Origin of the sequence: Clostridium formicaceticum, from assembly GCF_001854185.1 — a bacterium.
Classification (GTDB): domain Bacteria; phylum Bacillota; class Clostridia; order Peptostreptococcales; family Natronincolaceae; genus Andreesenella; species Andreesenella formicacetica.
Genome location: NZ_CP017603.1, coordinates 2,910,797 through 2,936,213, shown reverse-complemented (window position 1 = coordinate 2,936,213; position 25,417 = coordinate 2,910,797). Strand labels below are relative to the sequence as shown.

Genomic DNA, 25,417 nt, shown 5'->3' with positions numbered 1-25,417 from the left:
ATCTTTTTCTAAAAGTAATTTCTCTCTTTAACGGGCTTGAATTTTGATATAGTTCTTACTTCATACCCCTTAAGCAGCCACCTTAGTTCTTCAATGGAAACCTTTAAAGCTTCTTCCTTTGACATAGACCATCTGAATTTATTTCTTTCTAGCCGATGATAGTATAGCCAAAAGCCATCATCAAAGTGAAGTATCTTTAGTTTATTCATCTGCCTATTGCAAAAGACAAATAGTGCCTTTTCAAAAGGGTCCAGCTTAAACTCGGTCTGTACAATCATACTTAGTCCATCTATATTTTTCCTAAGATCCGTTACCCCACAAGCCAAATATACTTTATCCACTTTATCTATATTTAGCATAATGCTATGATTTCCTTAAAAACATTAGATAGAGATACCTTATCATTGCTTGGTATATATATCTTAGCTTTGCCTATTTCAATTTTTATAGTTGATGCTGAGACAGGATTAGGTGGAATAATATTTTGATTTACAGCCTCATCAGCTTCCTTATCTTTAAAGCTAACAGCATGAAATACAGGAGTGTTATTGTTTTGTAATTTTTTTCTCCTGTAGTAAAGCTGATGGGCACTTATACTATTCTCTTCACAAAAGGCCTTGATGCTTCCTTCATGAGAAGAGAATTTATCTAAAATATCTTCCCAGTCAATGTTCAGTGCTTCATTTGTCATAACAGATACCTCCCTATTGCTTGTTATCTGTTATTCTAGCAAAGCTTCCTGGTACAATCTAGGCAGAAATTCTTTGGCGCTTACTCATATTCATCCTTTCATTTTTATTTAAGTTTTGATAAAGGTACGTGTAATTCTACATAAAACAAGGAATGGGTATATTGCTAATCTTTCAAGCAAATATGTCCATTCCTTTAACCTTTATTTGATTATTTCAATAAATTTATGGCATTTAAAGAAGATGATATCTCTCATTTCAAATTTATGAATCGTATTCAAATGTAACAATCTTACACGCTTCGCATCTATAAGCTACTACTTTTTTCATCTTAAATCCTGACAAACCTACTAATGTTTCATCTCCTATAGCGGTAATTTTAGTATTATTATTATCAGCCCACATTATTTGATGTGGAGAATATATGTATCCATTTTTCATTTTTTGTCCACATTTAGGACAACTTACATTATCTACTTTTCTCATTGATCCCACCCTTTGTACTCCTGCTTTACGCATTATATAAAACTACTAGCCACTATAAGCAATTCTTCCATTGTCAAATCCAATTATCTGTTACTACACATTTAAAAGAGAGTGCGTCTTTATGCTATTATGAATTTATTTTGATATTCTGTATAAATTCTGCATTTACAAGTTCATTGCCTTTTTTAGTTTCAACTTCAATCCAGTTTTCATTTACATCAATTATTTTTCCTACTATAGTTGTTCCAAATGACCCTGTGCTTATTTTGCAACTTTTCCTAATATACTTTTTGATTAATTCGTTCATTATATTTTTCAACCCCTTTTTTTTCTTTCTTTTTATCATTACTGCTTTTCGCATTTCATGTTGTTGCGTAAAAATAACAAAAAATGTTATAAACACCGATGCGTATATACCAGGATTCAACTAACATCACTCCCTCACATCTTTTTCTACTTCTGTTGCACATAATTCATATGTGACGACTAAAAAAGATGATGTAAACTAATCTAGTTTCTTCTCTACTTCCTCTAACTTTATATACATTTTTTGCAAAAGAAATATGGTTGGACTTAGAAATCCTACAAGACCAAATATTCCTCCCGCATTTGAGCTACTTCCTAATGCCATACCGATATATCCCGTTATCAGAGATATAAAAATCAAAAACATTATCTTCTCCCCCTCTATAATTAATTGCTATTTCACACTTTGCATCTGTGACGCCTTAAAAAGATAATGTGTCTTTAGATTAGTTATCTTAGTACACCCCATAGTAGTACAATTAAAAGCCCAGTAATACTGCCAATGCCAGTCCAGTGCATAGCACCATCATCTATAGTTCTTTTAAATGTAGTTAGTATTTTTCCAATTATAATAAAAATAATTGCTAAAGTAATAAAAGTTTTGCCATAAAACGAACTGAATCCATTATCGGTAACTGACACTATAAATATAGGAATAAAAATTACCAAAAAAGCAATTATATACGATATCAACCTCCACTTAACAGCATTTAGATATAATGTAATCATCCACTTATTCTTTTTCATATTTAACCATTCCCTTTATTATATAAACAATGTTTAGTTTCGCATAATTTATCTACTAAGTCTTAAAAACATAATATAAAGTAAATGTTTAACTACATATTACTTAATTTTCTTATTTTTTCCCATAATTTAATTAAAAAATTTCCTATCCCAAAGGTATTCCCAATATGATTTGCGAATTTCATCCAAATTCTTGTGATTACTATAACTATAAAAAATACCATTGATAGTGCTAAACCCGCTTGAATATACTCCATAAGTTATTCCCCCTACAAGTAGTCGATAAATCAATAGGCTTAAATGTGCAAAATTCATCTGTTACACCTTTGAAAGATAATGTGTAATAGTTTTAGCTTCTATCTCTCTTTAGTAATGAAAAAATGTATTCATCCCAAAAACCGTTTTTATAGCATCCATGCTCTCTTAAAATTCCTTCTTTTTGAAAATATAGCTTTTCAAGAAGGTTTATTGATTTTTCATTTTCTAGCATTACATATGCTTCTATACGGTTTAAATTTAAATCCTTAAACCCATAATCCAAAATAGCATTTAATGCTTCTGCCATAAACCCTTTCCCCCAGTAATGGCTTCCTAACTCATAGCCAATTTCCCCAATATATTCTTCTTGCTTTAGTCCAGAATTATATCCACAAGTACCGATAAGACACTCCAATGTCTTGCTATATATGCCCCAACGAATGGCTTGTTTCTTTTCAAATAGTATATTCAATAGGTTAATCATATTTCTTGCTTCACACGTATTAGTAAAAGTATTTATATTCATATATCTAGTAACTTCGTTATCTGACCAATATTTGAATAAAGAACTTGCATCCTCTTCTGTCAATTTCCGTAGGATTAATCTTTCAGTTCGTAATATGGGAAATTCATTATCTTTATTGTTCACCATGTGTTATTTTCTCCTTTGAATAATTTAGTAGCACATCATGTCATATTTTTTATCTGATATAAAACACTACAAGAAATATCCTTCACTATAAATATATTTCTGCATAAAAATTTAAGAATCCTTTAAAATACTAAATAAAAGTTCACAGTAATCTCTGTAGAAAAGGGATAACTGATTAAGCCATCCCTCTCTTAAGCTTCATTTATTATACTTACAATTCTTCATTAACCTTCGCAATAAAAATACTGTCTATTTTCTCAAATGAAGGCAGAGCAATTTCTGAAACAATGGTCTGTACATTCACTGGGTGAGGTTCTTTAATGGTAGTAATAGCCACACCTGTGTTAACAATCTGTACCTTTGCATCAGTATTGCCACTCATTAAATCGGATTCTTCAGGTGTTGTTCCAAAATAGGTATTTCCTAAGTTACCCTCTGGAATTAATGTAAACACATCATCAGGGAAGAATTGATGGGTACTTCCATCTGTTAGAGCATATTTTTTATTATATACTGCTACAGTAAGTCCTAGTTTTGCAGATAAATACTGTCTTAACATATTATCCGTTAGAATAATATTATCTGCTCCTATTGGATTCATGTCTAATCTTATGGACTTATTTGTAAGTAAATAATTCCAAGTCTTTAATGTACATATTGCTCTTGTTGGTTTATCCCCTGTACTTTCTTCAATCTTGTTAACCCATCTTTGTATATCCTGAATCGGTGTAGAGGATTCTACGTTACTCCATCTAGCTCCTGTTAGTAATGTTTCTTTATGCTCAGAACTAAATTTATAGCCATAGTCATAATTTACTCGATTGGCTGTGATGGATATTTTTCCTGTGGAGAGTAACTGCATCCTCATTCTTTCATTGTTAACTTCTGCCCCTTCTACAAGATTATTTACATCATCATAAATCCGTTGAATAATAGGCATCACATAGGCACTATTCATTGAACCTGCTGCTTTATTTAACTCCTGTCTCTCCTTTTCACCAATCCTCATGGCTTCTCTAAAGAAAGGCATCTCTGTTTCAATTTTACTAATCCCTATTCTATCCCTTAAGGTTGCCTTGGTATCAAAGGCACTAGGCATTAAAGCTACTGGTAGTCCATTATGCCCTTTAATTCAAGATAAATCTAACCCTAACTGTTTCTTTGGTGGAAATAGCGTTCCTCCTAGATAAGGAATATTGTTACTAGGGTTATTGGTATAATAGGTTGCTATCTCCTCTGCATTTACTAAATCAAATATATTTTTCATATGTATCACTTCTCCTTTTCTTATTTTTTATTTTATAAAGCTAATTTGTTTTAATGCTGTTACTGCATCTACAGCTGGTGCTTCTGGAAGTTTATCTATTGCTATAAATCCATGAATAAGCATAGCAGCTTCTTTTGCACCATAAGTCACATCCACATCATAAAATAAAACACCCTCGGCTTCATTTGCATCAGTGCCTTGAGTGTTTTTCCTTACAACTACTTCATCTTCATTTAATAAAACCGGCTTTGATTTTCCTCCTACAATGGTTCCTGCTGGTATGACTTTCTTTCCATACTCGTTTACTTCTATTCCCTCATCACTCACTGTAACTGCTATGGCTACATAATGGTCGGGAAACTTTAATATTTCCCTCGTGCTCGTATAATTTGTTTCAACAAACTTTGACATAATCAATTCCTCCTAATTTTTTATTTTGTTTTACTTAAAATATTGTTGCTGTGCTTCTTGTGAATACTGTTGACTTTCTTTTATTTGCTTTGCTAATTTCAAACCAATGCTCTCTGTAGCTGTGGTTTTAGATCCATTAGCTGGTGGAACATATCCTTGCTTTAATCTTTCAGCCACCTGTTTTTCTACCACTTTATTAATGGTGGATATAAGAGAATCAGCCTTTTCCTGAATCATATCTATATCTCCACCAACAACAAAATCCAGTAAATCAAGGTCATAGTTTTTCTCCTTGAAATACTGGATTTTTTCTAGTTTCAGTTCTCTATCATATAGTTCTCTTTCTTTTTGCTGTAATATTTCCTCCTGAGTCATTTCTGATTTTTTCTTTTCTTCCTCATACTCCTGTTGTAATTTCTTTTTAGTTGTTTTAACAGCTTCACTTACTCTTTTATCTGCGTAGGATTCCATGAACCTTTTAAATTCATCATTCTCTAGCACAGATTTAATATCAAACTCCTGTGTTTCCTTTGATTGAGTATCCACTTCCTGTGTCCCCTCAGTCTTTACATTTTTGTTTTCTTCCATAATGATTACCTCCAATATTTTTATTTTATTTGAATGAGTAATTCTATCCATCCCATAATGTTATGGTTAAAAACCCTCATAAAAATCGATTTGTCACGCTTTAGGATTTTAAAAAAACAGCAAGTGGTATATTACATCTAATCCCTCATTTTTGCATTTCACACCCATTGATTTTACTAACTTTCAGGTATGTCTAAATCGTGACATTTTGTGTTTCACTCCTACTTTTTTGTTTTCTAAGTCTAGCCTTTTCTTTATCACTATGTTTCTTGCAGCTATCACAATATCGCTGTCTGTTTGAATTAGCTTTTACATAAGTACCACACCTTTCACATTTGATTCTAGGCTTTGCTGGTTTAGATGAAGTTGTACTTCCTTGATCCTTTGAATGATAAATACGATATCCGCTTTCTAAATCATCCTCTAAAGGTAGCACTCCTTTTTCAAAATACTTGCATCTACCTACTTCTTGATTCTCTCTAAAAAATATACAAGTGGTATCAACCATACAACAATAATGATTAATACCACAAAACTGAGAATCATAGTTTGCACATTCCCTCTTGATTAAGCTAGTGATTTCCTTTTTAAATTTTTTATCCAATATCCACATTTCCCCTCTTTCAATATCTTATATTAAATATCTACTATATCTACACTGGCACCCAAAAGCATTGACAGTTTGCATGGGCTGGCATATCTGGAAGGTTATCATCCTCTATATAAAAGGTTTCTCCATGCATGCTTTGGCAATAATCACAGGTAGTGTGGCATAATACTGAACACCACATAATTTTACCTTTATAGTCCATGACTTTAAAAGCTGTACGTTGAGATAAGTTAAATATACGGGATTCTTCCGTCATCATTAACCGTTTGCTCTGATACCCACTATATTGAAATGCTTTATCTATCTCTTTAGTCAATTGTTGATAATCCCTTCCCTCCTTTATGCCAGTATTAATTAGATGATATAGCTTTGTAACCAACTCCTGTTTATTCCTATGGATTCTATTGCCAAAGGTATCTTCCTTAAACTTTTGATGTATATGGTCATTGATTAGATTAGGATTCAAAGGAAGTGGCGAACTACCATCTAGTAGATCACTATGCTTGATATAGGTATCTTCATAGATTTCATTTAACAGATTTTCCAAGATGTTTTTTTCCAGTGCTGCCATAGCACCGACTTTTTCCAGTAGCAATTTCTCCACCTGTACCATAAAGCTTTCACGTTGATACCTATTAATAATTAGTTTCCCATCCACAGAGTAATGATGATAAAATTCCAGTAGCATCAATAGTAATAGTCTTAGTATTTTCCTATGCTCAATTTGAAGTTTCTTCTCTTGTTCCTCCGTTCTTTGAATCATTGCCTGTTTTATCTCAATAATTTCACCATGTCTACTCATCTAAACCATCCAAATTATGTAATTCTATTTGCTTTTGTTCAGCCTTGAATTTACTGATCTCCACCTTCGGGCTTTCGATGAAGGGAAGTAATGTCAGCAGAGATTCTTGAGAGCATACATTTTGAAGCTTGGTGATAACATCAGCAAGACCAACAAGATCCGTTGGAAGGTTTCTTGTGAATTTGATGGCTATGTCCTTATAGTCAAAATATCTACCCTCTTTTTTAGACAAAAAAATAAAGAGATTTTTTAGTCTCTTCTTTATTACCTGCTCCATGATGGCTTCACGGAGGGCTACTCTATTTTCAAGATTTAGTAATTTATTCCTAATTGCCAAGGAGGATGTATTGGCTGCCCAGTTCTCATTAAAATTTACTTGATCCATCATATCAAATATTTTTCTTTCAATATTATCCAGTTCATTTTTTACGAAGGAATCATTGATGTCTTTTGTGAGCCACTTTACTGAACCACCTTTCGGGACTTGGATAATTCCCATGGATTTCATCTTTAGTAAATCTTCTTCTTCAATTTTGGCATTTTCTATCACGAGATAGGCATTTCTATGGTCTGAAATCTCGTTAACTAAATCTGAATTGATGGCATTATAGGCATCTACCAGACTAATGACATCATGAAAGCCACTCTTCCTTTCGCTGTTTGCTGGGCAGACGATTATGGGTACTCTATCAAAAATATGAGTATGCTTACCTTGTAGCTTTAGTCCATCTTCTATAATATAGTGAAGTATTTCATGATTTGTATATACATCAAGATAGGTATTTTCATCAAATCTCCTATTAAATTTATGAAGAGCTAGTATACCATTTCTTTCTGCTGTGCCATCCTCTAGGACATAGCAACTCATAGGATTTAGGATTGTACCACAAAACTCTCCATCTTGATTGATATAGTTCAATTCGTAGCTCTCTCCATAAATTTCACTGGATTTTCTAAGATGAATATTGTGCTCCTTGTCCCAGTGACTAATATTTTTATCAATGGCATCTATGATTTCATCATCATCTGTTTTGGATATGAAATTAACAGGCTTACCCAATAGATAGCCTGTTTCATTGTCAACGAATTTTCTAGGAAAATTGAAAACTAACTTCATGTTACTTCTGCTGTCCTGCATGGCATAGTTGTTAAGTATACTATGGTTTCCTTCGTAGTAGTCCTTGTATTTTTGCTTGATGCTGGAGTTATTCTCTAACTCGGTTAAGCATTGTTTTATAAGGCTTTCATTAATTTGCAAAGTATCACTTCCTTTCTAAAAATGGACATAAAAATAGCCCATACCATTTCTGGTATAGACTAATACTATAGTGCTATATTGTTATATCTAATGCTTCTAATATATATACGATGAAACTGCGGAAAAAATTCAACTGGCAATCAGTTATTACATATAACTGTTCTTTTTCTAATAAGAAATTTAGAACATCTTCATCATTGTCAGCCATAATATTAAGTAACAAGAAGTTTTTCTTATTACAAAAATCGCCAATCTCATTTTTGATTTTTTCTAAATCACCTAACACTCTATCCGTTACTATTCCTGCTGAATGTGCATATAAATTTCTTATAATGGTAAAATATGTCCATAGACTTTTAATCTCATTATAAGCTTCTATAGTTGAACCAGTCATTTCGCTTATTTTATCTGTAAATATAGTAAGCTTATTTTTCTTTACAATGAACTGTTCTAACTCTCTCATCAATCCTGACTGTGTTGCCTTCGGATTGCCAATAATCGCCTTTATATTATCTTCAAACAGAGCATATATAAGAATAAACTCCTGTAAATTTAGAAAAAATTCAAGTGTATATTTAAAGCTTAATCCTTTCTTACTCAACGTATCGAAAACATTTGTAAAAACATTTGACTTATCACCTTTATCATACAATCCTCTAGCATCAATACCCATTCCCAAAAGATGCACACAAATTCTATCGTCATTATTGGTAATTCTACCGTTATGTTCATCTATAAATTCCTTAATATCATTGTTTGATGCTGATTCTAATAAACTGTGAAATGCCAAGTTGCTTAGTTGCATAAAACTATATATGTTATAGAATGCCTTATAATATTGTCCACTATTTTCGTCAGGCTCTCGCATCGTAATTTTACAAAATATCATAACCCATACACCTTCTTTTAACTTATTTTATTATCAATCAAAATAACAATCCCCTATCATAAAACCTAATCCTCTGTACACCTTGCACCAATTGAACAGCTCCATATAAACTATCAGGAGCATCATCATTTTTAGCAAATTTATTATAGTCCTTTATTTGATTATTATATCCTATGTTGGAAGAATTGAACAGTATATGTCCCTTCTTAATATCAGGCTCTAAGCTAATAATCCTTTCATGTTTTTGCCCTCTTGCAACTACCTCTTCAACAAGAACAAAGATTCTATTATTCCACAGTTCCTCTTCAAATTTCTGCTTCATATAACTCTGTGCCTGTGTTCCTTCAAAGCCAATCTTCTCAACTGGATATAGCTTAAGTTTATCAATTGCCATTTTAAATAAATCATCAGGAAGCAATTTATAAATAGAACCATCTACTACATACATCTGATTAGTTTTATTATGCTTTCCCAAGATTGTAATAGCACTATAGTCATTTCTTTTTCCTGCTTTAATTGCAGGATCAATATACATGACCATTTCCATTTCCTCATATTCTGGCAGCCTGTCCCAGTAAGATATATTTTGAAATATATAATCATCTGTACTTCTAGGGTCATTCTGCATCTCTTTATAAAAGGACTTATCTCCCATGGCTTGCTTCTTACACATAAGATAGTAATAATCTAAATACTCTCCCCATAGAATTTCAGTTCCCTCTAGCATTTCCTCTTCATGGTCATAAAAAAAAGACTTGGAAGTTTCAATTCTATCCAAGTCTTGAAGGTTATTATATTTAGTTTCCCACTGGCTCCATAAATCATCTCGTTCAGACCAGTTAATAATGGCTGCTTTCTTTATGCTTCTCACCCCTGGTATTTTACCTTTTAGTAAATCTGCCATTAAATCTTCTTCATTTAAAATTTTTCCAACTACTAAAATGTTGGTATCTCTTGTACCTATGGGAATTACTACATCTCTAAAGACACTTTTTACTTGTTCTCTTTTGGCTTCACTTTTAGCGGTATCATCTTTAAGCAGATCATCCAAAAGTACCAATGTAGGGCGATGTTGCTTATAATGGATACCCCTAAGGGAACCATCAATTCCCCTTATCATGATACATGAATCCAGTCCACCTCTACTTTTAATCCATATCTCATTATTGTTCCAGCGACTGCCTTTTTCAATACCAAAGTCCTCTATTAACATTTGATTGTTTTCTAATTCGTCTTTAATCATATCTAAGAATGGTAGGGCAATCTGTTCTGTTGCTGAAATGATTAATGTGAATTGTGACTTGTTATATAAAGTGGAATACAGGGGAAATAAAAAAGAGTTGATTGTGCTTTTGCCATGTTCCCTTGGAAGTCCAAAAGCTTCAATCAACCCTTTATTGTTTAGCATATATTTTAATTCTTCAAATAGCTCTTTGTGAAACTGCCCAAACTTCCTGTCAAAATATTTAGGGAAGTAACACAGGGCAAAAAATTCTATGTCCATCTCGCCAAGTAACCTTCTAAGTTCTGAAAATGAAAACTCCCCTACAAGTTCTTCTATCTTGTTCGGAGAGAAAGATTTGTTCAGATATTCTTTTAACAGGAGGCTTTGACGGCGATGGTCTTGTTCATGTATCTGATGCATATTGCCTCCTTTTCGTTACTTTGCCATAAATTCCTTAACGCTAATAACCTGTTCCCATTTAACTTCCCATAATGTAGCTTGTATTGATTGTTCTTCTTTTTTCCCTGACCAATATTCATCGTTAACATCTAAATCAAAGATCTTCTCCCAACTTCTAATTAACTCATCTCTAAAGAAACCCATTGTTTCAGACTGTTCATTTAAATTAAACATGCTTTCATGCACATAACCATATTGGGCTAATCTTTCATAAAAATTATCATATTCCATTTCGTAATCGCATATATATCCATAGTTTAGGATACAATTGAATCCATGAAAATCGGATAGGAGAAAACTTTTATTAGATGCTTCAAATTCTATTCTAGCACCTTTTGTACCTTTCTCTAAATGTCCTGAAAACCTTAAATCTGGTTTTGGCTTTTTTACTCCACTCCACTGATGCCATGCCCATATTGGAAATTTGATTTTTTTATCAAGTGGCGATCCAATCCTATTTTTCATTTGTCCTACTATCCAATTATACTGAAATTTGAAATCATTCCAAATAAATTCTTCTTCTGCACGAAGCACCCCTGTTTCCTTGAACTTCTCATATGCAGCAATATTCTGTATAGTCCATAGCTTCATTTGCATTCTCCTTACTTTTTCACCTTACATATATGATAAATTTTGGGGTAATAAATGTCAAAAAAATTTTCATATCCTTTACTGTTAGCCTATCTTCCCAAAATAGAAGCACCCCTCCCATTGGGAAAAGTGCGTTAAAAAAGAATGGGTATTTTACCACTCTAATCCATACATCTACCCAAACAACTTATCCTCTATAATCATACATATCTCATGAAATATAGCTGCATCTTCAATTTTTATTTCTCCATCCCTTAAAAACTTTAGTAGTTTCATTGAAACTTCATCTTTAGACTGTATATCCACTGTTACAATAAATTCATTAGCAAGAATTTTTAAATCTATATCATTAATATCCCCTATTATCTTCATAGGCACTTTCCTCTCATTACTATAAATTTGGTATGTTTTATTATGTAATTCTACATTTCCTTCTATTTTCCTCTAAAGACATATGACTGTACCCCATTATAACCCCTACACCCATTGATTTTACACGCAGGAAGTCTGTTTTAAAAGTTATTAATCCCGATTAAAACTTCCCCATAAAAAATGTCAAAAAAATTTCTGCACCCTTTGCTGTCAGGGCATCTGTTTGAAATAGAAGAACCCCTCCCTTCTATAATAAATAGAAAAAAAGAGTGGCTATCTCTACCACTCCAGTCCTTCTAGTGCTTCAATTTTATCCTTTTCAATTGTCAATGTGTATATGTTAGTGCTTTGTATATTGTCATGTCCAAATATCTGCTGAATAGTTGTTATTGGCTTGCCTTCTCTAACCAGCTTATATCCCAAGGTATGCCTTAATTTATGAGGAGTTATTGCAATTCCTACTCGATCCCCATACTTCTTCAATATTAGATTGATAGCATTTCGATTTAAGCTCCCTCTTTGACCTATTAGTAAGTGATTATCGGCTGATTCTCTTCTAACTTCTAGGTATTCACCTATAGCTTTCCTTACATCTTTATTAAGTGGAACACCTCTTAGTGCATTTCCTTTGCCAAGCACTGCTATTTTGCCCTTCCTATCGGTCATCTCTATATCGTCAAGCTTTAAATCCACCAGTTCGCTTACTCTTATGCCTGTTCCCAACAATATCTCAATGATTGCTATATGCATCTTATCTCCTGTCCTATGAATCTCTGCCCTAAGTTTCCTTAGTTCCCTGTCATCAAGCCCTTTATATTGGCGTGTTTCCTTGTTTTTTATAGGTTTGATGCTTAGTTCCTTTTCAACTTTTCCTTCCCTGTGCAGCCAAGCTAAGAAAGCATTAACGCTTGCAATTTTACGATTTATTGTTATGATTGAATCAGTACCGTTTTGCATATACTTCTTATATTCTACCAAGTCCAGTTCTATTAGTTTATCCAAGCCATAATCAGTTCGGTTATTGTACCAGTTTATAAAAGCTTTGGCATCCCTAATATAGCAGGAAACGGTATTAATGCTTTTATCTTGTCCCTTTAGATATTCTTCAAAAGCTTTGGTATAAGCCATGTTCAGCACCTCCATTAGTATTTGGTGTGTACATGATACCTCTGAAGGTGCTGTAAGTAAAGATAAATCTCAATCCATAACCGTCATTATGTCGTCAGTTTTGGCTAATTTAGGCTAATAATTGCAATGAAAAGGGCATTTATCTCCCTAAAAACTCGATACATAATGTTACTGCTAATCAGTATATTCATCTTCTTGGGGAGCGTCTAAGATATTATCTTCATAATCCTTCGCACCCTCATCAACCTCCGAATACTCAGCTTCAACAATATCATCTTGAATCATTTCTAGGAACAGTTTCTTTCTTGCCTGCTCGTTATCTTTAGTATCCAATATAATTTCTTTTCTTTCATTCCACTTTTCAGGTTGCCGATTCCTTAACCAAAAGGATAAAGCTGTAGCATTTGCTGGTTGATGACGTTTTATCTTTTCTATCCTCGTTCTTTTTTTACCATTTTTATCTTCCTCTACAATTGTTTTAATTTCTTCATATTCATACCCAATAGCTAATTTGAAAAGTGCTTTTTCTACCTGAGAATCCATAACAGACTTCCCCATAGAAACGAGTTCAGATAGTATTTCATGTTCCTTCATATATCTATACCATGTATCATGGCTTATATCTAAGCGGTCACATATTTCTTTATCAGTGGCTCCTTCTAATAACCAGTCTTTAATATCAGATAGATGGGGTAAAATATGAGTTTCCCATTTAGTCATTTTATTTGGTACACCTTTTCTGCTCAACTATCACCTTACCTCCTCATAACTAAAAAAGAGCCTTATTATTGGCTCTCATCAAAGTCTCTATTATATCTAAATAATGATACATCTCTTACAGAAGATTTTATGTCCCTATCAAATATTAATTCTTTAAGATCATTCCCTGACAGAAAGGCTCCTTCCACTCCCCTAGCTTTCATTGATTGATAATGTTGAGATATTTGTCCTGCTAAATATTGTGGTAGAGAATTATAATTACCACTTCCTTCACCACCAATGTCCTTACAAGAATTAAGGTTTTCTACAGTCTCAGGATATCTCTTTTTTAATTCAAAAGCTAATTGATATGGAGTTAGAAAAGGCTTTCCAAAATGGTGATTCTGATTTGGTTTAAAATTAACATCTTTTAAAATCTCGATTATTTTATCTTCCAATCTTTCATTCTTCCATATACTCATACCCTCATCCCCTTTCACCAATAATTATATACCAGTAAAAGGAAATGGACAATCTAAAAAGAGCTGATTGCCATTCACTATAAAGTACACCTCAATTTCGATAATTTCCTTCTAAACTCTTTATTAACCTCACTTTTATTCTTACTTAAATTCAATGGTGGATTAAAATAACTGATTAGCTCTGTTTCAATATTTTCTACATCTTCATCCGTAGCATAATAATACATGATTAAATTATTAAGCATCCATTCAGTTAATGCCTTTTCATATTCTGTAATAAACTTAAAATTTGAAGTTCCTTGATCTTTTAAGCTTTGAACCTTTTCATAGCCAAATAGAACACCTAGGCTTTTTCTCAATGTAGATACTCTCGCTGTTCCATGGAAATGATTGTTATAATCCCTTTTCCGCAATCCTCTACTACCCGAAATGCCAAGATAAATAACTGCTTTACCTTCAAAATATGTATAGGTTAGATTCTCCATAGCTTCAGGTAATACTTCTATTTTATTGATGCAAATTAAATACAATCCTTGCTTATCTGGTAAATCAATTTCCTTATTTATCAAAGGATAAAAAGCATTTTGCTTTAACAGGTTTATAATTTCCATGTTCATTCCACTCATCGTTTATCCTTAAACTTTTCTGGTTGTGAAACTTTCATTTCTAATATGTAACCACATTCTGTACAAATATCTGCTATAATATCAGATCCCAAGGAAAAAAACTTATCAACTGGTCTTATCACCGCATGTCCAGTCAATTTGCCTTTGCCAATTTCTTTACATCCACATTTGGGACATTGAGTAGCTTCCACACAATCACCTCATATGCTTATATTTTAGATAATTATATCATAGATAGTATATCAAAAGGAAAAGAGCCGATTTCTCAGCCCCTAGCTTTTTCTACTGTTTCTGCTATCTTCATGCCCCAGTCTACGCCAGTAAGTTTTCCATCCTCATCCCAAAACAGTTCTAGATCATTTACCATATCAATAATCCTTTTAACATCCTCTTGAGCATCTTCCCACCCCAGCACGTATATTTTTTCTACTGCTGTGGCAATGAGTCCTTCCATCATAATATTTAGTTTTAGTTTGGTCATTCCAATCTCCACCTTTCCATATTTGGTTAGGTAGTACATTACCTCTACTCTCCAAGAAAGTAAAGTTGAAATATATATCCATTTCTTCCATTTATACCTTCGCCTGTGTCGGTTTTCAGTTTACCAATGGTTCAACACTTCCACTTTAAGCAATATCAAGCCTTACAGGGCAAATATGGCAAAAGAAAAAAGGGATGTTACTCCCCATGGATTTGCACATCTTCATTCTCCATTTTTTCAGGTTTTCCATGCCTAAAGGCTCCATTGCCCTCCATATTCTCAAGTAGCTGTTTTCTGATTTCCTTGTACCCATACCCCACCATTCCCAGCCTTGTTAACCAAGTCCTAAATGTGAACTTTTCATTATCTGTGAGTTTGCACTTTGCCGATGCATATTTCTGCTCCTTAGCCTTCTGGTTTATCAATGCCACCAGTTGGATATAAGCATCTCTTTTTTCTTCCCCTTGATAAAAGTTAAAGGTTATCTTTTTCTCATGGAAATCAAATCCGATGCCTCTACAGCACTCTGCCCCTATATCATCAATGGCTGTCCTGAATTCCTCTAAGGTTTCAATTTTTACTTCGTTAATGCCTATGATAAAACTTTCCTCTATGATATCCTCTTCTAATTGAAAGGCTTTACTGATAAGTGGCTGTTTACTGGCTATCATGTTTACAATATTTCTCAAGGTTTCTCCTGTGTGACCTTCCATGGGCAAGGCTACTATAAATTCAATTTCATCTTCAGTTAGTGGCTCCTGCTCACTTTTCTGTTTAATAGCTGCTTCATCTACTTCTTCTATAGCTTCCTTTTCAATCCTTCCATTTATCAGCTTTTCAAATTCCACTTCATTACCTTGTGCAGTTGTAATCTTTCCTGCTTTATCAATTGTATAAATTTCTTCTTCTGCTTCAATCTGAAATGCAAAACTTGGTGCTCCCATGTACTGTGGCTTAACTCCAAAATACTCACCTAATAATCTTACTATTTCTTTTCTATCCATAAAAATCCCTCCATGTGTATTTGTTGTATAACATTAATCACTCAATTAACACACTAAGTCAATACACTTTGAAGGGATTTTTTCCTATTTATTTCTTTACCAAGCAGATTCTATTTCATTGCTATTAATAACTCTATCTCTAAACACAATAAATGTATTTTTAAAGTCGATCTCATCTTTATATTCTTGAAAAATCTTTTTGCAATTTGACCTTATACTTGAAGATAGACTGTCAAAGTTATCACCCATATAATACACTATGAACCCTTTACTCGGATATTTTTTCAAGTTCAAAATATCTTTATAGAATCCATCACCTGTAAAGCAACCTGAGTTACATCCCCATCCAATTTTCACTTCTATAAATGCTTCTACATCATCTATATCTGTTTCTTTAGTGTTAATAATATTTTCTTTGAATATAACTATGTCAGGGACAAAATTTTTTAACTTATATTCCACCCTAACCCTACGTGCATTCATATTTTCAAATGGTGGTATTGAATCTTGTCTCTGTACTTTCATCGAGCCTTGAACTTTATCCTTTAATTTTTCAAATAAGCAGTATTGTGCTTCTCTTTCATTTTGAACAAAATCAAATGGATTCTTTGAAAAATCGTCAAATGTAGCATTAATAGATGAAACTATAACTTCATATAATTTGTTATCCATCAAAATACCCCCCCTAATTATTTATTGGTTACTTATTGTATTTTTAGAATAACATAGCAAAATATATAAATCTAGTTCTCCAATTCTGAATATTTTATTCGATCTCCATCTCTTTCAACAATAACATCATCTCCACTAACGCCATCTTTATAATTTAACTTCATGTGCTAGTAAATCTACACCAAGATAAATTTACCAATTTATTTTTACAAAAAAACATTTCTCTTACGAACAAACATTGGATATATTATCCAAATATTAGTTCTTTAATGTGTCCTAGGTTAATGTCCTTGCCTAACAGCATATTGATATAATAACAGAGATTATGGGATAAGATCTTTGTTCTGAGTCTTGTCATAAGTCCCCATAGAGATTTTGCTAAGACTTTATTGATATTTAGCTGTTCCGTCAATTGTGAAAAGGTAGTCTCAATTCGCCTTCTAAGTTTAAAAATATGTTGGCGAAGCCATTTAGGATAGGGATCTTTACAGTTATTCCTTTTCATAAATATTAGTTGAATTCCCTTTTCTGATTGTAGCTGCGAGGGCAAATGCTTACTAGTGTAACCCTTATCACCTACGATTGTTATGGAATTGTAGTCATCTACTAATTCCCACACAGCTTCTCGATCATCGATATTAGCTGGTGTAAGGATAAAGTCAGTGATAAATCCTTCTATCGTAGTGATAGAATGTAGTTTAAATCCATAGTAGGTTTCTTTTTTAGAAGCACAATACCCATAAGCTGAGTCAACTTTAAAAGATTTATGAAAGCGTGCTCAACCAAACTTACACACGGGAATAGGAATGCTATCTACGAGCCTAAAGGATTTATCCCGAAATCCTAACATGGAAGTTAGTTCCTTACGAATTGCATCAATTACCGAATGTAGTGCTCTACGGGTTCTATTAAAGCGAGTTCTATGGCTAAACCTTGGAAATAAATCCTTTAGGTTCTTCTTACAGAATCCTAACCATGCTTTTTCTGAGTCAATAGTCAGTAGTTCCCCAACAATACTAATGGTAATTATTTCACTATCACTATTAAAATCCGATGTTTTTTAGCAAGTCAAGTGTGGCTTTATTTCTTTGTAATTTTATGATAATACGTTTTTTAGTTATTTCGATTTTATGAACAAAACATTCATATGTAAATCCATTATCTATCTTAAACGCAAAAATTGATGCCCAGTCCTTCGCAATATATCCCACTTCTTCATCTTCTAGTGTTAATATCTTTATAGCATTACTATCATAAGCATTTTCTGGTTCTCGGAGTATCTTTAATTTTTCCCCATGTACTAACTTTTGTGCAATATTAAAACGATTCTTCACATTAATTCCTACAACAGGTACCTCGAAGGAGGTGTCTATTTTACCTGTTTTTTCCCAATTAGAAATACAACTCCCATATTTTTCTTCAAGTAAAGAGTAATAATCCTTATCGATAACAATAATCTTTTCATCCTTAGCTTGTTCTATCGCAGAGGAAACTTTTCTAATACTTCTACTATCCCAAAAGCCTTTCACTTCAAGAATATCAATGCCATTTTCACGTTGTATAAAAAAGTCTGGAATATAGTAACCAATGTCAGTTGCATAACTCTCTGAAGCTATTTCATACTTCCAGTTTGCATTTTGTTTATTCAATATTCTTGCAATATTTGCCTCCCATGAAGATTTAAAGCCGGCTTTAAGATCCTGTCTAAAACCACCAGATGCAGATGAAAAGTCACCGAAATCATCTGATTCAATTGGGAAGCTTCTGATTAGTGAAAGCGAACTAAGTTCCTTGAAATTTTCCATACCACTATAGTAATAAAACCCTATTCTAATTCCTGCATCTTCTGCGGTACGAAATACAACTCTAGCTGGATTATCTTCCAATGTGTATTTTTCATAATGTCTCAGTATACCAGTATAAATATTTATTTCCCTACCGTCATCTAATTGTTTTGAGTATTTTTGAAACTTGAGGTTTTTATAGTATAATATTTTTTCAAACTCTATCTCAGCTTGTTTATTAATGACATAAATAAATTTCATAAACGGTGCATCAATAAATAGCAAATCATGAATATGTAGAATATCAGGAAAATTTATCAAAAAATATTTTACGCACAACCATGTATTCTTATTTTCGTAAAATCTAAAATATTCTTTGGTTTTATACTCAATATTAATTTTTTTTGAAAACCTGATATCAATCCTTTAGCTTCTAAATCATTAAGTTCTTTTTCCAGAGCCTTTCCATAATCTGTTTTGGTGTACTGCTTTAATTTTTCTGGTTCCATGCTTTCTATTAAACGTCTCCAGTATGTATTGTTATTCAAAATCCTCTCTCCTCCTATCATTATTAAAACCTCTATATCATCAATTCTTTGTAAGCTACCTTTATTCTTCTAATAATAAAAAAATATTTCTAAAACAGTAAAAGTAGATTAGTAACAAAATCATAAATATATAGATGTATACATTAAGTAAAAATGCTAATGTTTTGATTTTGCTATAGATATATTCCTCAACCCAATTTTACCTTACCAAATTAAGTTTTTCAAAATTTTCCATCGCATTATTCGACATTTCTAATATAAGAAAGCACCTAGATTTCTTGATCCTAGATGCTCATTTTGCCAAATTCAAAATGTATTTTAAATTTATTCTTCTACTTAATCCAAAATCTCATATCTTCATCTGACATTTCATATTTTTCCATCATTAATTTAACGTAGTTTAGAACTGAATTAGCATTTAAATTTGTTTCCATAAAGATTCCATCATTTATTTGAACAGGCTCCCTCATATCTTTTCTTGAAGAAATTATTCTACTCTTTCTTCCTGAAAAATCATTATCATAGACAAAGGTTTTAAATATCCTCTCCTCTAAATTATATAAAATCTTTGAAGCTTCGTACATAAAGTTTTTCCAACTATTTACGGTATGCTTTTGTCCTAGAATCTCAAAAGCTATTGGCTTTCTTCCAGTAACATCTATCTCATCTGATAAGTCAAAGAATTCTTTTTCAATAAATTCAGCATTATTTATCAGTTTTTCATCTGCTTTGGGCATCTTCCAACACTTTATAGCAGTTTTGAAAAGTTCATTTGCTCTTTTTTCTATTTCTTCTTCGTTCCAAGATTCAGTGGAAGACAGGTTTTCATTTAATTTAAGTCTACTTTTTTCTAATATAATTTTCTTATCCTCAAAAGATTTGTTAGAGAGATTTGAGTTATACCCAGTTAATGTTAAATTCCCTATGTTGTGTAAATATTTCCCATGGATTGATTGAGCATTGTTTCCTAGCTTCAAAGTCCATTTAGCATCTAATTTTTGTGGCATTATGTGCTCAATACTTAAGATGTTAACATCTACTTTTTCCTTATTATTCTCATTTTCTAGATGTTCTAGTAGATATCTTGAATGTTTAAATTTATACATATTTCTTGTTAGGAATTCATGTTTAAATTCACTGTCCAGTGGAAACGCAGCACTATATTTTTTATTTAGTAAAATTGATACTAGATAATCATAGTATCTATTTTTATAGTCTTTATTTTCTTTTAATTCTTTAGCTAGATTCTTAAATACTTTATTTAAGGAATTTGTAGGACTATCACATATAAGTCTTCTAAAAACATAAGTTTCTATTAGTTTATATGTGTTAATCAGTACCTCCTTGCTAATAATTCCTTGTTCATAATCTGAGTATACTTCCATTAAAAAAGGATAAGATACTGTTACCTTTAAATCTCTAATGTCTTTTATCACTTCTTTAATATCTTTATCTACTTCTATATCATTTAAAAACCTTACATATATTTTAGAATAGTATAATATATCTTCTAAAATCAATTCTATATTTTGGTAACTATTTTTTCTTACATACTTTTTAAATTCAACATAAATATTATTTTTATTTGGTATATCATTCTGCTTCATTGTTAAATAATCTCTAATAAAATCAGATATATTTTCATTACTCAATATTTTTTCTATCTTATACCAATATTTTTTATATAGTTCTTCTTGTTCCAATGGCTCTCTCTCCATTAAAATATAGTTTCTTATTAAATCAGCTTCTGATAGACTAAGTCCAGTAGAGTTTAAGCTTTCAAAAATTAATTGAGGATCATCCTCTCCTCTTTTTAATCCTATGTAGACCACTATTAATTTCTTAATTCCTTCAAATATCTCCATAACAGACATTTGTGAATTATTTATCAACTCAATAAACAAGATGTAATTTTTATAAATCCTAGAGGTTTTATCTATGAAATCAAAATCATTATTCATCAACCTTTGAAATACAACATCATCATCTATCATAGGTTTTAATCGAAATTTATGTACCTCATCAGCATACCTATTAGTCAAGTAAAAATCATAAATCCTATTTCTTAGATTTATGCACTCCTTGTCCTCTTTTTCCTGTAAAGTGTCATGTAACGCTTTAAGTAAGAGTATTGTGGTAGTAATTCTTTGCTGTCCATCTATTAGTACATATTCATGAAAGTCAATCATATCCACTTCACTATTAGAAATATACACAATTGTTCCAAGAAAATGACTTTTCCTTTCCTCATCAATCTCTACGTTTTCTATATCCTTGAACAGCTGAATACACTGTTCATCTTTCCAATCGTAGTTTCTTTGAAATACTGGTATTATGAATCTCCTATCTTCCCCTGAAAGTAATCCTAAAAGCCCAATTTGTCTTGCTTCCATAACTACCCCACCCCCAATGTTAGTACTATATCCATTATACCCCAATTGTTTTTTATACACAATCTTCCATCTTTAGCCATAACAAAAGCACCTACCTCAGCAGATGCCCATTGACTCTTTACAATACCTAGTATTCTACTCCCACAAATCCTCCATCAACTCTTCAATCCTTTTCTTCCTGCTATCCGTCTCTTCCCTATCAATTCTAATCTCCAATACATCACCCTCTTTAGCACCTTCTGGCACTAAGCTCTTTGGCATATCAATCGTTCTTCTGTTTTCTAATTCAACTACTGCATATTCACCTTCAAAACGGTCAATTGTTACTTTCATTATTCTCCCTCTCTCACTATAAAGTTGAGTTCAAGATATACTTTTTTTAACAAAATACATCTCTAAGATAATATCCTTATTCTCCAATGATTTTTACAAGCACTCTCTTGGGTCGTTTTCCATCAAACTCTCCATAAAAAATCTGCTCCCATGTTCCAAAATCAAGCTTGCCTTCAGTAATAGCAGCTACTACTTCTCTGCCCATAATTTGTCTCTTTAAATGCCCATCAGCATTATCTTCATAACCATTATGATTATATTGATTATAAGGCTTCTCAGGTGCCAGCTTTTCTAACCATATTTCAAAATCCTTATGAAGCCCACTTTCATCATCATTAATAAACACACTGGCAGTAATATGCATAGCATTAACTAACACTAAGCCCTCCTTAATGCCGCTTTCATCAATACAGCGTTGTACTTCAGGTGTTATATTTATATAACCTCGCCTTGTTGGTAAATTATAGGTTAACTCTTTTCTATAGGACTTCATTAGTACTCTCCTCCGTACTTTTAGATAGTTTTTTATGTTTGCACTTTATGGTTTACACCTTTGACATGGCGTATGACCAGCATTAATAGCTTCATCTCTACTACTAAAATAAACTCTATTATGTTCTGCTGGCAAAGAACTGCAACTATCTATATGGAATAAATATAAAATTATTCTGTTGCGTTTTTTATCAAGAGCATAATCTGTGCGGTTCATTGGACTTTGGCATCCTTTGGAGATAAAATTGTTATTTGGTGTTGATGTGTTGAGAGTCCCAGGTGTCCGGCTGTTATGATGTAGCTGCTGTTATACTGTTTTATAGCAAATTATATTTGCTTTATGCAGTAATATGAATGATCTAAGGTGTTTTTTATTAATTGTCTCTATTTTACCATTTTTAAAATATACTTCTATAGTATTTTATTGTTTATATCTATTAACAACTATTAAAACTGTATTTATGATTAATAATGATACTGTTAGATATTTGTTAATATTTGTATAAAGATATAGATAAATAAGTATTAAATAAAACAAGTAATATATATTTCTCATTTTAAATCCCTCCTATTGGGTTTATTTTATCAATAATCTGGAGTTATCTCAATAAGCCACTTAAATGATTCTCAAAATTTCTCAGAACATACTTAATTATATTTCAACACATTCTTTCTCTTCCCTGTATAAAAACCAAATTTCTCCAAACTTTCGACCTCCATTTTTCGACAATTCAACCATAATAAAAAGCACCTACCTAAGCAGATGCCCTTTATAATAGCTAAACGATCTATCTATTGGCAAACCAAACACTATAATCATCTACCAACTGCTTCATTTCTGCATTATCTTCAAGAACTTCTAACAAGCATAATTCAAATGCATACTTTTTTCTTCCTTTTCTTACAGTTACAATAATTCCATGCAAATCATCTATCATTTCAATACCATGAACTCTTAATTTATTTCCTACTTGAATTATATGACTATCAGAATCTACAACTTCAACTTCAAACGGAAACTCTAATCTCTCTTTAAGAATTTGTTCCCATTTCTCCAAGGCAACCATGTAATCATCAGATTTAATGTCTTTTAAAACTTCATAAATTCGTTTATCTTGTTCTGAATCAATTTCCCATTTCATTGCTTTCACCTTTTTCTAATCAATCTTGTTATGTTTCCCTATACAATGCCAAACTATAAAAAGAATATATGCCCTCTCTAAACACTGAAATAACTACATCAATTTTACTTCCGATATAGAGTAAAGGACTGGCTTATCCAGCCCCTCCTCATCAAACCGTACATGAAGTTTTCCCTCATACGGCTTTCCGATATTCTTCTTCCTTCAGCATTCAGCTACAGCAAGTCTCTTTAATCCTTGTTTGTATATAATCTCACAAACCTTTTCTATTCTACAATGCCGATGACTTTTTTGCCTTTTACGATTGTGCCATATTGTAAATTTCTTTTTAATATACCAATCAATTTTACAAAGTTCATGATATGAAAATCTAAGGCTGTAATAATTCCTCATGCCAACAATTTTAGGATTGATTATTTCAATTAAATCTTTCACGTCTAATAACAAAGTTGCTCTGCTCTGAAATACTTGTTTTATATTTTGTCTCATTTTCTTCATTGCCTTTTGTGAAGGATACTGGTATAAATCCCAAAATTTCTTCCAGTTCTTTGTTTTCCCTTTCTTCCACCTATGATGAAATCCCAAAAAATCAAAACCTTCTTTACTATTCCATAAGTCAATGAACCTTGTTTTATCAGGATGAAGTTTTAACTCTAGTTTTCTCATTATTTCCTTGATTGCTCTCATTGAAAACTTTGCATTCTCCCATCCTTTGCAGATCACTACAAAATCATCAGCATATCTTATTAATCTCCCTAGATGACTATATTTCTTTCCCCAAAGATAATCGAAATAATGTAAATATATGTTCGATAGTAGCGGTGAAATTACTCCACCCTGCGGAGAACCTATTATACTTTCTTGTATTTTCCCATTTTCCATTACTCCTGCTTTTAACCACTTTGATATTAGCTTTAATATCCTTCTATCAGATATACGCTGTTTTACAAGTAGCATTAGTTTTTCATGATTAATGCTACAAAAATATTCTTTAATATCTGCATCTATTACCCATAAACAGCCTTTATTTACTTCTTCATTGATGGCTTTTAGTGCTTGATTTGCGTTTCGCTTTGGTCTAAAGCCATATGAACAATCTTTAAAGTCTGCTTCAAATACAGGTTCTACTACGATTTTAGTTGCCATTTGTACCACTCTATCTTTTACAACAGGTATTCCTAATGGTCGTTTACTACCCTTTCCATCATTCTTGGGAATATAGCATCTTCTTACTGGTAAGGGATGGTATGTACCGTTAATCAACTCTTTTTGTATTTCAACCAAGAATTTTTCAACTCCATAACTTTCTATATCCATTATGGTTATACGGTCAATTCCTCCTACCCCTCCATTACTTTTTACTCTCTTCCATGCTTCCATTAAAATGTCCGTTCGATACACTTTATCATATAAAGCATGGTATCTTCTCTTGCTGTTTGCTTTGGCTGATAGGTATAGTTTTCTTTGAAGTTGTCGAACTTTATCTATGGTGTTGTTAGCCTTTTGGGCATTCACTCACTCTTACCTCCTCCAAAAACATGAACAAAGTAGAGTCCCTTTCCTAATATACAGTTTTGTTGTCTGTATAATCATCGGTACTATGAACTCCTCTGACTCCCTCTTTGCAGATAAGCAACTTCACTTTCCAGCTTATATGCTATCTCTTTACGAATTAGTTCGTGCAAAGTAGGGTCTCTCCAGTTCCTTTAACTACTATATCAACATGTCGCTACCCATACACCGGAGGATTCTTAGGTACTGCGTATTCAAGTTCTTCATACCATCTGTTGCCTTCGCCCAAGCTATTAAGACTCGGCTTCCTCTTTGACCCTTTTCAGAGTAGTTTTTGACGATGCAGCAGTATTCACTTTATGTTACGACCTGCTGATTTGCCTACACAACGCTTCAACGCTCGTATTACTACTAACGCTGGTTGCTGACTACAAGACTGCTTGACCATTATCTTGACTGGACTTTCACCAGTAAGCAATTAAAAGTTTTCAACTGGACGCGCATAGAGTAA

35 protein-coding genes and 1 pseudogene are annotated in these 25,417 nt (G+C 32.5%); all 36 read right to left on the bottom strand.

The annotated features are described in order from the left end of the window. Positions 1–8: 8 nt before the first annotated feature. The 36 genes and pseudogenes from tnpB to ltrA all read right to left on the bottom strand — a co-directional run bounded on the left by tnpB (position 9) and on the right by ltrA (position 24,909). Positions 9–359, bottom strand: coding sequence for an IS66 family insertion sequence element accessory protein TnpB (gene tnpB / locus BJL90_RS13235; RefSeq protein ID WP_070968856.1), 351 nt, complete (start codon positions 357–359; stop codon positions 9–11). After that, complete coding sequence (gene tnpA / locus BJL90_RS13230; RefSeq protein WP_081561990.1) at positions 353–691, bottom strand: IS66 family insertion sequence element accessory protein TnpA; 339 nt, start codon at positions 689–691, stop codon at positions 353–355. The genes tnpB and tnpA overlap by 7 nt, the downstream gene beginning before the upstream one ends. A 262-nt stretch (positions 692–953) precedes the next feature. Continuing rightward, a complete protein-coding gene (locus tag BJL90_RS13225) occupies positions 954–1,175 on the bottom strand; it encodes a PF20097 family protein (RefSeq protein WP_070973220.1) in 222 nt (73 codons plus the stop codon). 127 nt (positions 1,176–1,302) lie between these two features. After that, complete coding sequence (locus BJL90_RS22805) at positions 1,303–1,602, bottom strand: hypothetical protein (RefSeq protein WP_236904917.1); 300 nt, start codon at positions 1,600–1,602, stop codon at positions 1,303–1,305. Positions 1,603–1,680: 78 nt separating this feature from the next. Further along, positions 1,681–1,848 (bottom strand): hypothetical protein, encoded by a 168-nt coding sequence (locus BJL90_RS22000; protein WP_156778793.1) that lies wholly within the window; start codon positions 1,846–1,848, stop codon positions 1,681–1,683. A gap of 83 nt (positions 1,849–1,931) precedes the next feature. Further along, positions 1,932–2,174, bottom strand: a complete 243-nt coding sequence (locus BJL90_RS13215; RefSeq protein ID WP_156778792.1) for a hypothetical protein — start codon at positions 2,172–2,174, stop codon at positions 1,932–1,934. Positions 2,175–2,320: 146 nt separating this feature from the next. Beyond that, positions 2,321–2,485 carry a hypothetical protein gene (locus BJL90_RS21995; protein ID WP_156778791.1) on the bottom strand — a complete coding sequence of 55 codons (165 nt, stop codon included), beginning with the start codon at positions 2,483–2,485 and terminating at the stop codon, positions 2,321–2,323. A gap of 92 nt (positions 2,486–2,577) precedes the next feature. Beyond that, positions 2,578–3,138 (bottom strand): GNAT family N-acetyltransferase, encoded by a 561-nt coding sequence (locus tag BJL90_RS13210; protein WP_070968851.1) that lies wholly within the window; start codon positions 3,136–3,138, stop codon positions 2,578–2,580. Positions 3,139–3,349: 211 nt separating this feature from the next. Next, the gene (locus BJL90_RS13205; RefSeq protein ID WP_236904916.1) at positions 3,350–4,237 is read right to left on the bottom strand and encodes a major capsid protein; all 888 of its coding nucleotides are present in this window, start codon (positions 4,235–4,237) and stop codon (positions 3,350–3,352) included. Positions 4,238–4,270: 33 nt separating this feature from the next. Continuing rightward, complete coding sequence (locus BJL90_RS23075; protein ID WP_257786386.1) at positions 4,271–4,405, bottom strand: hypothetical protein; 135 nt, start codon at positions 4,403–4,405, stop codon at positions 4,271–4,273. Positions 4,406–4,432: 27 nt separating this feature from the next. Then, complete coding sequence (locus BJL90_RS13200) at positions 4,433–4,816, bottom strand: hypothetical protein (protein ID WP_070968848.1); 384 nt, start codon at positions 4,814–4,816, stop codon at positions 4,433–4,435. Positions 4,817–4,846: 30 nt separating this feature from the next. Then, positions 4,847–5,455 (bottom strand): capsid assembly scaffolding protein Gp46 family protein, encoded by a 609-nt coding sequence (locus tag BJL90_RS13195; protein WP_236904915.1) that lies wholly within the window; start codon positions 5,453–5,455, stop codon positions 4,847–4,849. 142 nt (positions 5,456–5,597) lie between these two features. Further along, complete coding sequence (locus BJL90_RS13190; protein ID WP_081561988.1) at positions 5,598–6,008, bottom strand: cysteine-rich VLP protein; 411 nt, start codon at positions 6,006–6,008, stop codon at positions 5,598–5,600. A gap of 49 nt (positions 6,009–6,057) precedes the next feature. Then, positions 6,058–6,816 carry a minor capsid protein gene (locus BJL90_RS13185; protein ID WP_070968838.1) on the bottom strand — a complete coding sequence of 253 codons (759 nt, stop codon included), beginning with the start codon at positions 6,814–6,816 and terminating at the stop codon, positions 6,058–6,060. Next, the gene (locus tag BJL90_RS13180) at positions 6,809–8,074 is read right to left on the bottom strand and encodes a phage portal protein (protein ID WP_070968835.1); all 1,266 of its coding nucleotides are present in this window, start codon (positions 8,072–8,074) and stop codon (positions 6,809–6,811) included. The genes BJL90_RS13185 and BJL90_RS13180 overlap by 8 nt, the downstream gene beginning before the upstream one ends. Positions 8,075–8,147: 73 nt before the next feature. Then, positions 8,148–8,942: a hypothetical protein gene (locus BJL90_RS13175; RefSeq protein ID WP_169824219.1), complete on the bottom strand. Its 795-nt coding sequence runs from the start codon at positions 8,940–8,942 to the stop codon at positions 8,148–8,150. Positions 8,943–9,000: 58 nt separating this feature from the next. Next, positions 9,001–10,608: a hypothetical protein gene (locus BJL90_RS13170; RefSeq protein ID WP_205684241.1), complete on the bottom strand. Its 1,608-nt coding sequence runs from the start codon at positions 10,606–10,608 to the stop codon at positions 9,001–9,003. A gap of 15 nt (positions 10,609–10,623) precedes the next feature. Continuing rightward, positions 10,624–11,238 (bottom strand): DUF3841 domain-containing protein, encoded by a 615-nt coding sequence (locus tag BJL90_RS13165; protein ID WP_070968831.1) that lies wholly within the window; start codon positions 11,236–11,238, stop codon positions 10,624–10,626. 174 nt (positions 11,239–11,412) lie between these two features. Further along, a complete protein-coding gene (locus BJL90_RS13160; protein ID WP_070968828.1) occupies positions 11,413–11,610 on the bottom strand; it encodes a hypothetical protein in 198 nt (65 codons plus the stop codon). A 279-nt stretch (positions 11,611–11,889) separates the two neighbouring features. Beyond that, on the bottom strand, positions 11,890–12,738 hold the full coding sequence (locus tag BJL90_RS13155) for a tyrosine-type recombinase/integrase (RefSeq protein ID WP_070968825.1): 849 nt from the start codon (positions 12,736–12,738) through the stop codon (positions 11,890–11,892). A 174-nt stretch (positions 12,739–12,912) separates the two neighbouring features. Beyond that, positions 12,913–13,485: a hypothetical protein gene (locus BJL90_RS13150; protein WP_070968822.1), complete on the bottom strand. Its 573-nt coding sequence runs from the start codon at positions 13,483–13,485 to the stop codon at positions 12,913–12,915. 38 nt (positions 13,486–13,523) lie between these two features. Next, entirely contained in the window at positions 13,524–13,919 is a 396-nt protein-coding gene (locus BJL90_RS13145; RefSeq protein WP_070968819.1) for a hypothetical protein, read from the bottom strand. 77 nt (positions 13,920–13,996) lie between these two features. Next, positions 13,997–14,530 (bottom strand): GIY-YIG nuclease family protein, encoded by a 534-nt coding sequence (locus BJL90_RS13140; protein WP_156778790.1) that lies wholly within the window; start codon positions 14,528–14,530, stop codon positions 13,997–13,999. 11 nt (positions 14,531–14,541) lie between these two features. Next, the gene (locus BJL90_RS13135; protein ID WP_070968814.1) at positions 14,542–14,736 is read right to left on the bottom strand and encodes a transcription initiation factor TFIIIB; all 195 of its coding nucleotides are present in this window, start codon (positions 14,734–14,736) and stop codon (positions 14,542–14,544) included. Positions 14,737–14,810: 74 nt separating this feature from the next. After that, on the bottom strand, positions 14,811–15,026 hold the full coding sequence (locus BJL90_RS13130) for a hypothetical protein (RefSeq protein WP_156778789.1): 216 nt from the start codon (positions 15,024–15,026) through the stop codon (positions 14,811–14,813). 197 nt (positions 15,027–15,223) lie between these two features. Beyond that, positions 15,224–16,030 (bottom strand): hypothetical protein, encoded by an 807-nt coding sequence (locus BJL90_RS13125; protein WP_070968809.1) that lies wholly within the window; start codon positions 16,028–16,030, stop codon positions 15,224–15,226. Between the two features lie 96 nt (positions 16,031–16,126). Further along, positions 16,127–16,702 (bottom strand): hypothetical protein, encoded by a 576-nt coding sequence (locus BJL90_RS13120; protein WP_070968805.1) that lies wholly within the window; start codon positions 16,700–16,702, stop codon positions 16,127–16,129. Positions 16,703–16,949: 247 nt separating this feature from the next. After that, a pseudogene (locus tag BJL90_RS13115) lies at positions 16,950–17,744 on the bottom strand (IS982 family transposase); the annotation flags it as partial. Between the two features lies 1 nt (position 17,745). Next, the gene (locus tag BJL90_RS13110; protein WP_156894491.1) at positions 17,746–18,747 is read right to left on the bottom strand and encodes an HIRAN domain-containing protein; all 1,002 of its coding nucleotides are present in this window, start codon (positions 18,745–18,747) and stop codon (positions 17,746–17,748) included. Positions 18,748–18,815: 68 nt separating this feature from the next. Continuing rightward, positions 18,816–19,034 carry a hypothetical protein gene (locus BJL90_RS13105; RefSeq protein WP_156778787.1) on the bottom strand — a complete coding sequence of 73 codons (219 nt, stop codon included), beginning with the start codon at positions 19,032–19,034 and terminating at the stop codon, positions 18,816–18,818. A gap of 332 nt (positions 19,035–19,366) precedes the next feature. After that, positions 19,367–21,427, bottom strand: a complete 2,061-nt coding sequence (locus BJL90_RS13100) for a DUF262 domain-containing protein (protein WP_070968794.1) — start codon at positions 21,425–21,427, stop codon at positions 19,367–19,369. A 135-nt stretch (positions 21,428–21,562) separates the two neighbouring features. Then, entirely contained in the window at positions 21,563–21,760 is a 198-nt protein-coding gene (locus BJL90_RS13095; RefSeq protein ID WP_070968791.1) for a DUF3006 domain-containing protein, read from the bottom strand. A gap of 76 nt (positions 21,761–21,836) precedes the next feature. Further along, positions 21,837–22,253: a secondary thiamine-phosphate synthase enzyme YjbQ gene (locus BJL90_RS13090; protein ID WP_070968788.1), complete on the bottom strand. Its 417-nt coding sequence runs from the start codon at positions 22,251–22,253 to the stop codon at positions 21,837–21,839. Between the two features lie 45 nt (positions 22,254–22,298). Next, positions 22,299–22,469, bottom strand: coding sequence for an Ada metal-binding domain-containing protein (locus tag BJL90_RS21515; RefSeq protein ID WP_081561986.1), 171 nt, complete (start codon positions 22,467–22,469; stop codon positions 22,299–22,301). Between the two features lie 571 nt (positions 22,470–23,040). Then, entirely contained in the window at positions 23,041–23,394 is a 354-nt protein-coding gene (locus BJL90_RS13085; RefSeq protein ID WP_070968784.1) for a calcium-binding protein, read from the bottom strand. A gap of 204 nt (positions 23,395–23,598) precedes the next feature. Continuing rightward, positions 23,599–24,909 carry a group II intron reverse transcriptase/maturase gene (gene ltrA, locus BJL90_RS13080; RefSeq protein WP_070968781.1) on the bottom strand — a complete coding sequence of 437 codons (1,311 nt, stop codon included), beginning with the start codon at positions 24,907–24,909 and terminating at the stop codon, positions 23,599–23,601. Positions 24,910–25,417: the final 508 nt, after the last annotated feature.

Excerpts from the sequence above, each read along its gene's own strand:
- BJL90_RS21515 (WP_081561986.1), bottom strand. The coding sequence starts at position 22,469 with ATGAACCGCACAGATTATGCTCTTGATAAAAAACGCAACAGAATAATT.
- BJL90_RS23075 (WP_257786386.1), bottom strand. The coding sequence starts at position 4,405 with ATGAAAAATATATTTGATTTAGTAAATGCAGAGGAGATAGCAACCTAT.
- BJL90_RS22000 (WP_156778793.1), bottom strand. The coding sequence starts at position 1,848 with ATGTTTTTGATTTTTATATCTCTGATAACGGGATATATCGGTATGGCA.
- BJL90_RS13095 (WP_070968791.1), bottom strand. The coding sequence starts at position 21,760 with ATGAAAGTAACAATTGACCGTTTTGAAGGTGAATATGCAGTAGTTGAA.
- BJL90_RS13210 (WP_070968851.1), bottom strand. The coding sequence starts at position 3,138 with ATGGTGAACAATAAAGATAATGAATTTCCCATATTACGAACTGAAAGA.
- BJL90_RS13110 (WP_156894491.1), bottom strand. The coding sequence starts at position 18,747 with ATGAAATTTATTTATGTCATTAATAAACAAGCTGAGATAGAGTTTGAA.
- BJL90_RS13130 (WP_156778789.1), bottom strand. The coding sequence starts at position 15,026 with ATGACCAAACTAAAACTAAATATTATGATGGAAGGACTCATTGCCACA.
- BJL90_RS13165 (WP_070968831.1), bottom strand. The coding sequence starts at position 11,238 with ATGAAGCTATGGACTATACAGAATATTGCTGCATATGAGAAGTTCAAG.
- tnpA (WP_081561990.1), bottom strand. The coding sequence starts at position 691 with ATGACAAATGAAGCACTGAACATTGACTGGGAAGATATTTTAGATAAA.
- BJL90_RS13100 (WP_070968794.1), bottom strand. The coding sequence starts at position 21,427 with ATGGAAGCAAGACAAATTGGGCTTTTAGGATTACTTTCAGGGGAAGAT.
- BJL90_RS13120 (WP_070968805.1), bottom strand. The coding sequence starts at position 16,702 with ATGGATAACAAATTATATGAAGTTATAGTTTCATCTATTAATGCTACA.
- BJL90_RS13125 (WP_070968809.1), bottom strand. The coding sequence starts at position 16,030 with ATGGATAGAAAAGAAATAGTAAGATTATTAGGTGAGTATTTTGGAGTT.
- BJL90_RS13145 (WP_070968819.1), bottom strand. The coding sequence starts at position 13,919 with ATGAGTATATGGAAGAATGAAAGATTGGAAGATAAAATAATCGAGATT.
- BJL90_RS13090 (WP_070968788.1), bottom strand. The coding sequence starts at position 22,253 with ATGAAGTCCTATAGAAAAGAGTTAACCTATAATTTACCAACAAGGCGA.
- BJL90_RS13085 (WP_070968784.1), bottom strand. The coding sequence starts at position 23,394 with ATGAAATGGGAAATTGATTCAGAACAAGATAAACGAATTTATGAAGTT.
- BJL90_RS13185 (WP_070968838.1), bottom strand. The coding sequence starts at position 6,816 with ATGAGTAGACATGGTGAAATTATTGAGATAAAACAGGCAATGATTCAA.
- BJL90_RS13195 (WP_236904915.1), bottom strand. The coding sequence starts at position 5,455 with ATGGATAGAATTACTCATTCAAATAAAATAAAAATATTGGAGGTAATC.
- BJL90_RS13155 (WP_070968825.1), bottom strand. The coding sequence starts at position 12,738 with ATGGCTTATACCAAAGCTTTTGAAGAATATCTAAAGGGACAAGATAAA.
- BJL90_RS13175 (WP_169824219.1), bottom strand. The coding sequence starts at position 8,942 with ATGCGAGAGCCTGACGAAAATAGTGGACAATATTATAAGGCATTCTAT.
- tnpB (WP_070968856.1), bottom strand. The coding sequence starts at position 359 with ATGCTAAATATAGATAAAGTGGATAAAGTATATTTGGCTTGTGGGGTA.
- BJL90_RS13205 (WP_236904916.1), bottom strand. The coding sequence starts at position 4,237 with ATGCCTAGTGCCTTTGATACCAAGGCAACCTTAAGGGATAGAATAGGG.
- BJL90_RS13160 (WP_070968828.1), bottom strand. The coding sequence starts at position 11,610 with ATGAAGATAATAGGGGATATTAATGATATAGATTTAAAAATTCTTGCT.
- BJL90_RS21995 (WP_156778791.1), bottom strand. The coding sequence starts at position 2,485 with ATGGAGTATATTCAAGCGGGTTTAGCACTATCAATGGTATTTTTTATA.
- BJL90_RS13170 (WP_205684241.1), bottom strand. The coding sequence starts at position 10,608 with ATGCATCAGATACATGAACAAGACCATCGCCGTCAAAGCCTCCTGTTA.
- BJL90_RS13140 (WP_156778790.1), bottom strand. The coding sequence starts at position 14,530 with ATGGAAATTATAAACCTGTTAAAGCAAAATGCTTTTTATCCTTTGATA.
- BJL90_RS13225 (WP_070973220.1), bottom strand. The coding sequence starts at position 1,175 with ATGAGAAAAGTAGATAATGTAAGTTGTCCTAAATGTGGACAAAAAATG.
- BJL90_RS13200 (WP_070968848.1), bottom strand. The coding sequence starts at position 4,816 with ATGTCAAAGTTTGTTGAAACAAATTATACGAGCACGAGGGAAATATTA.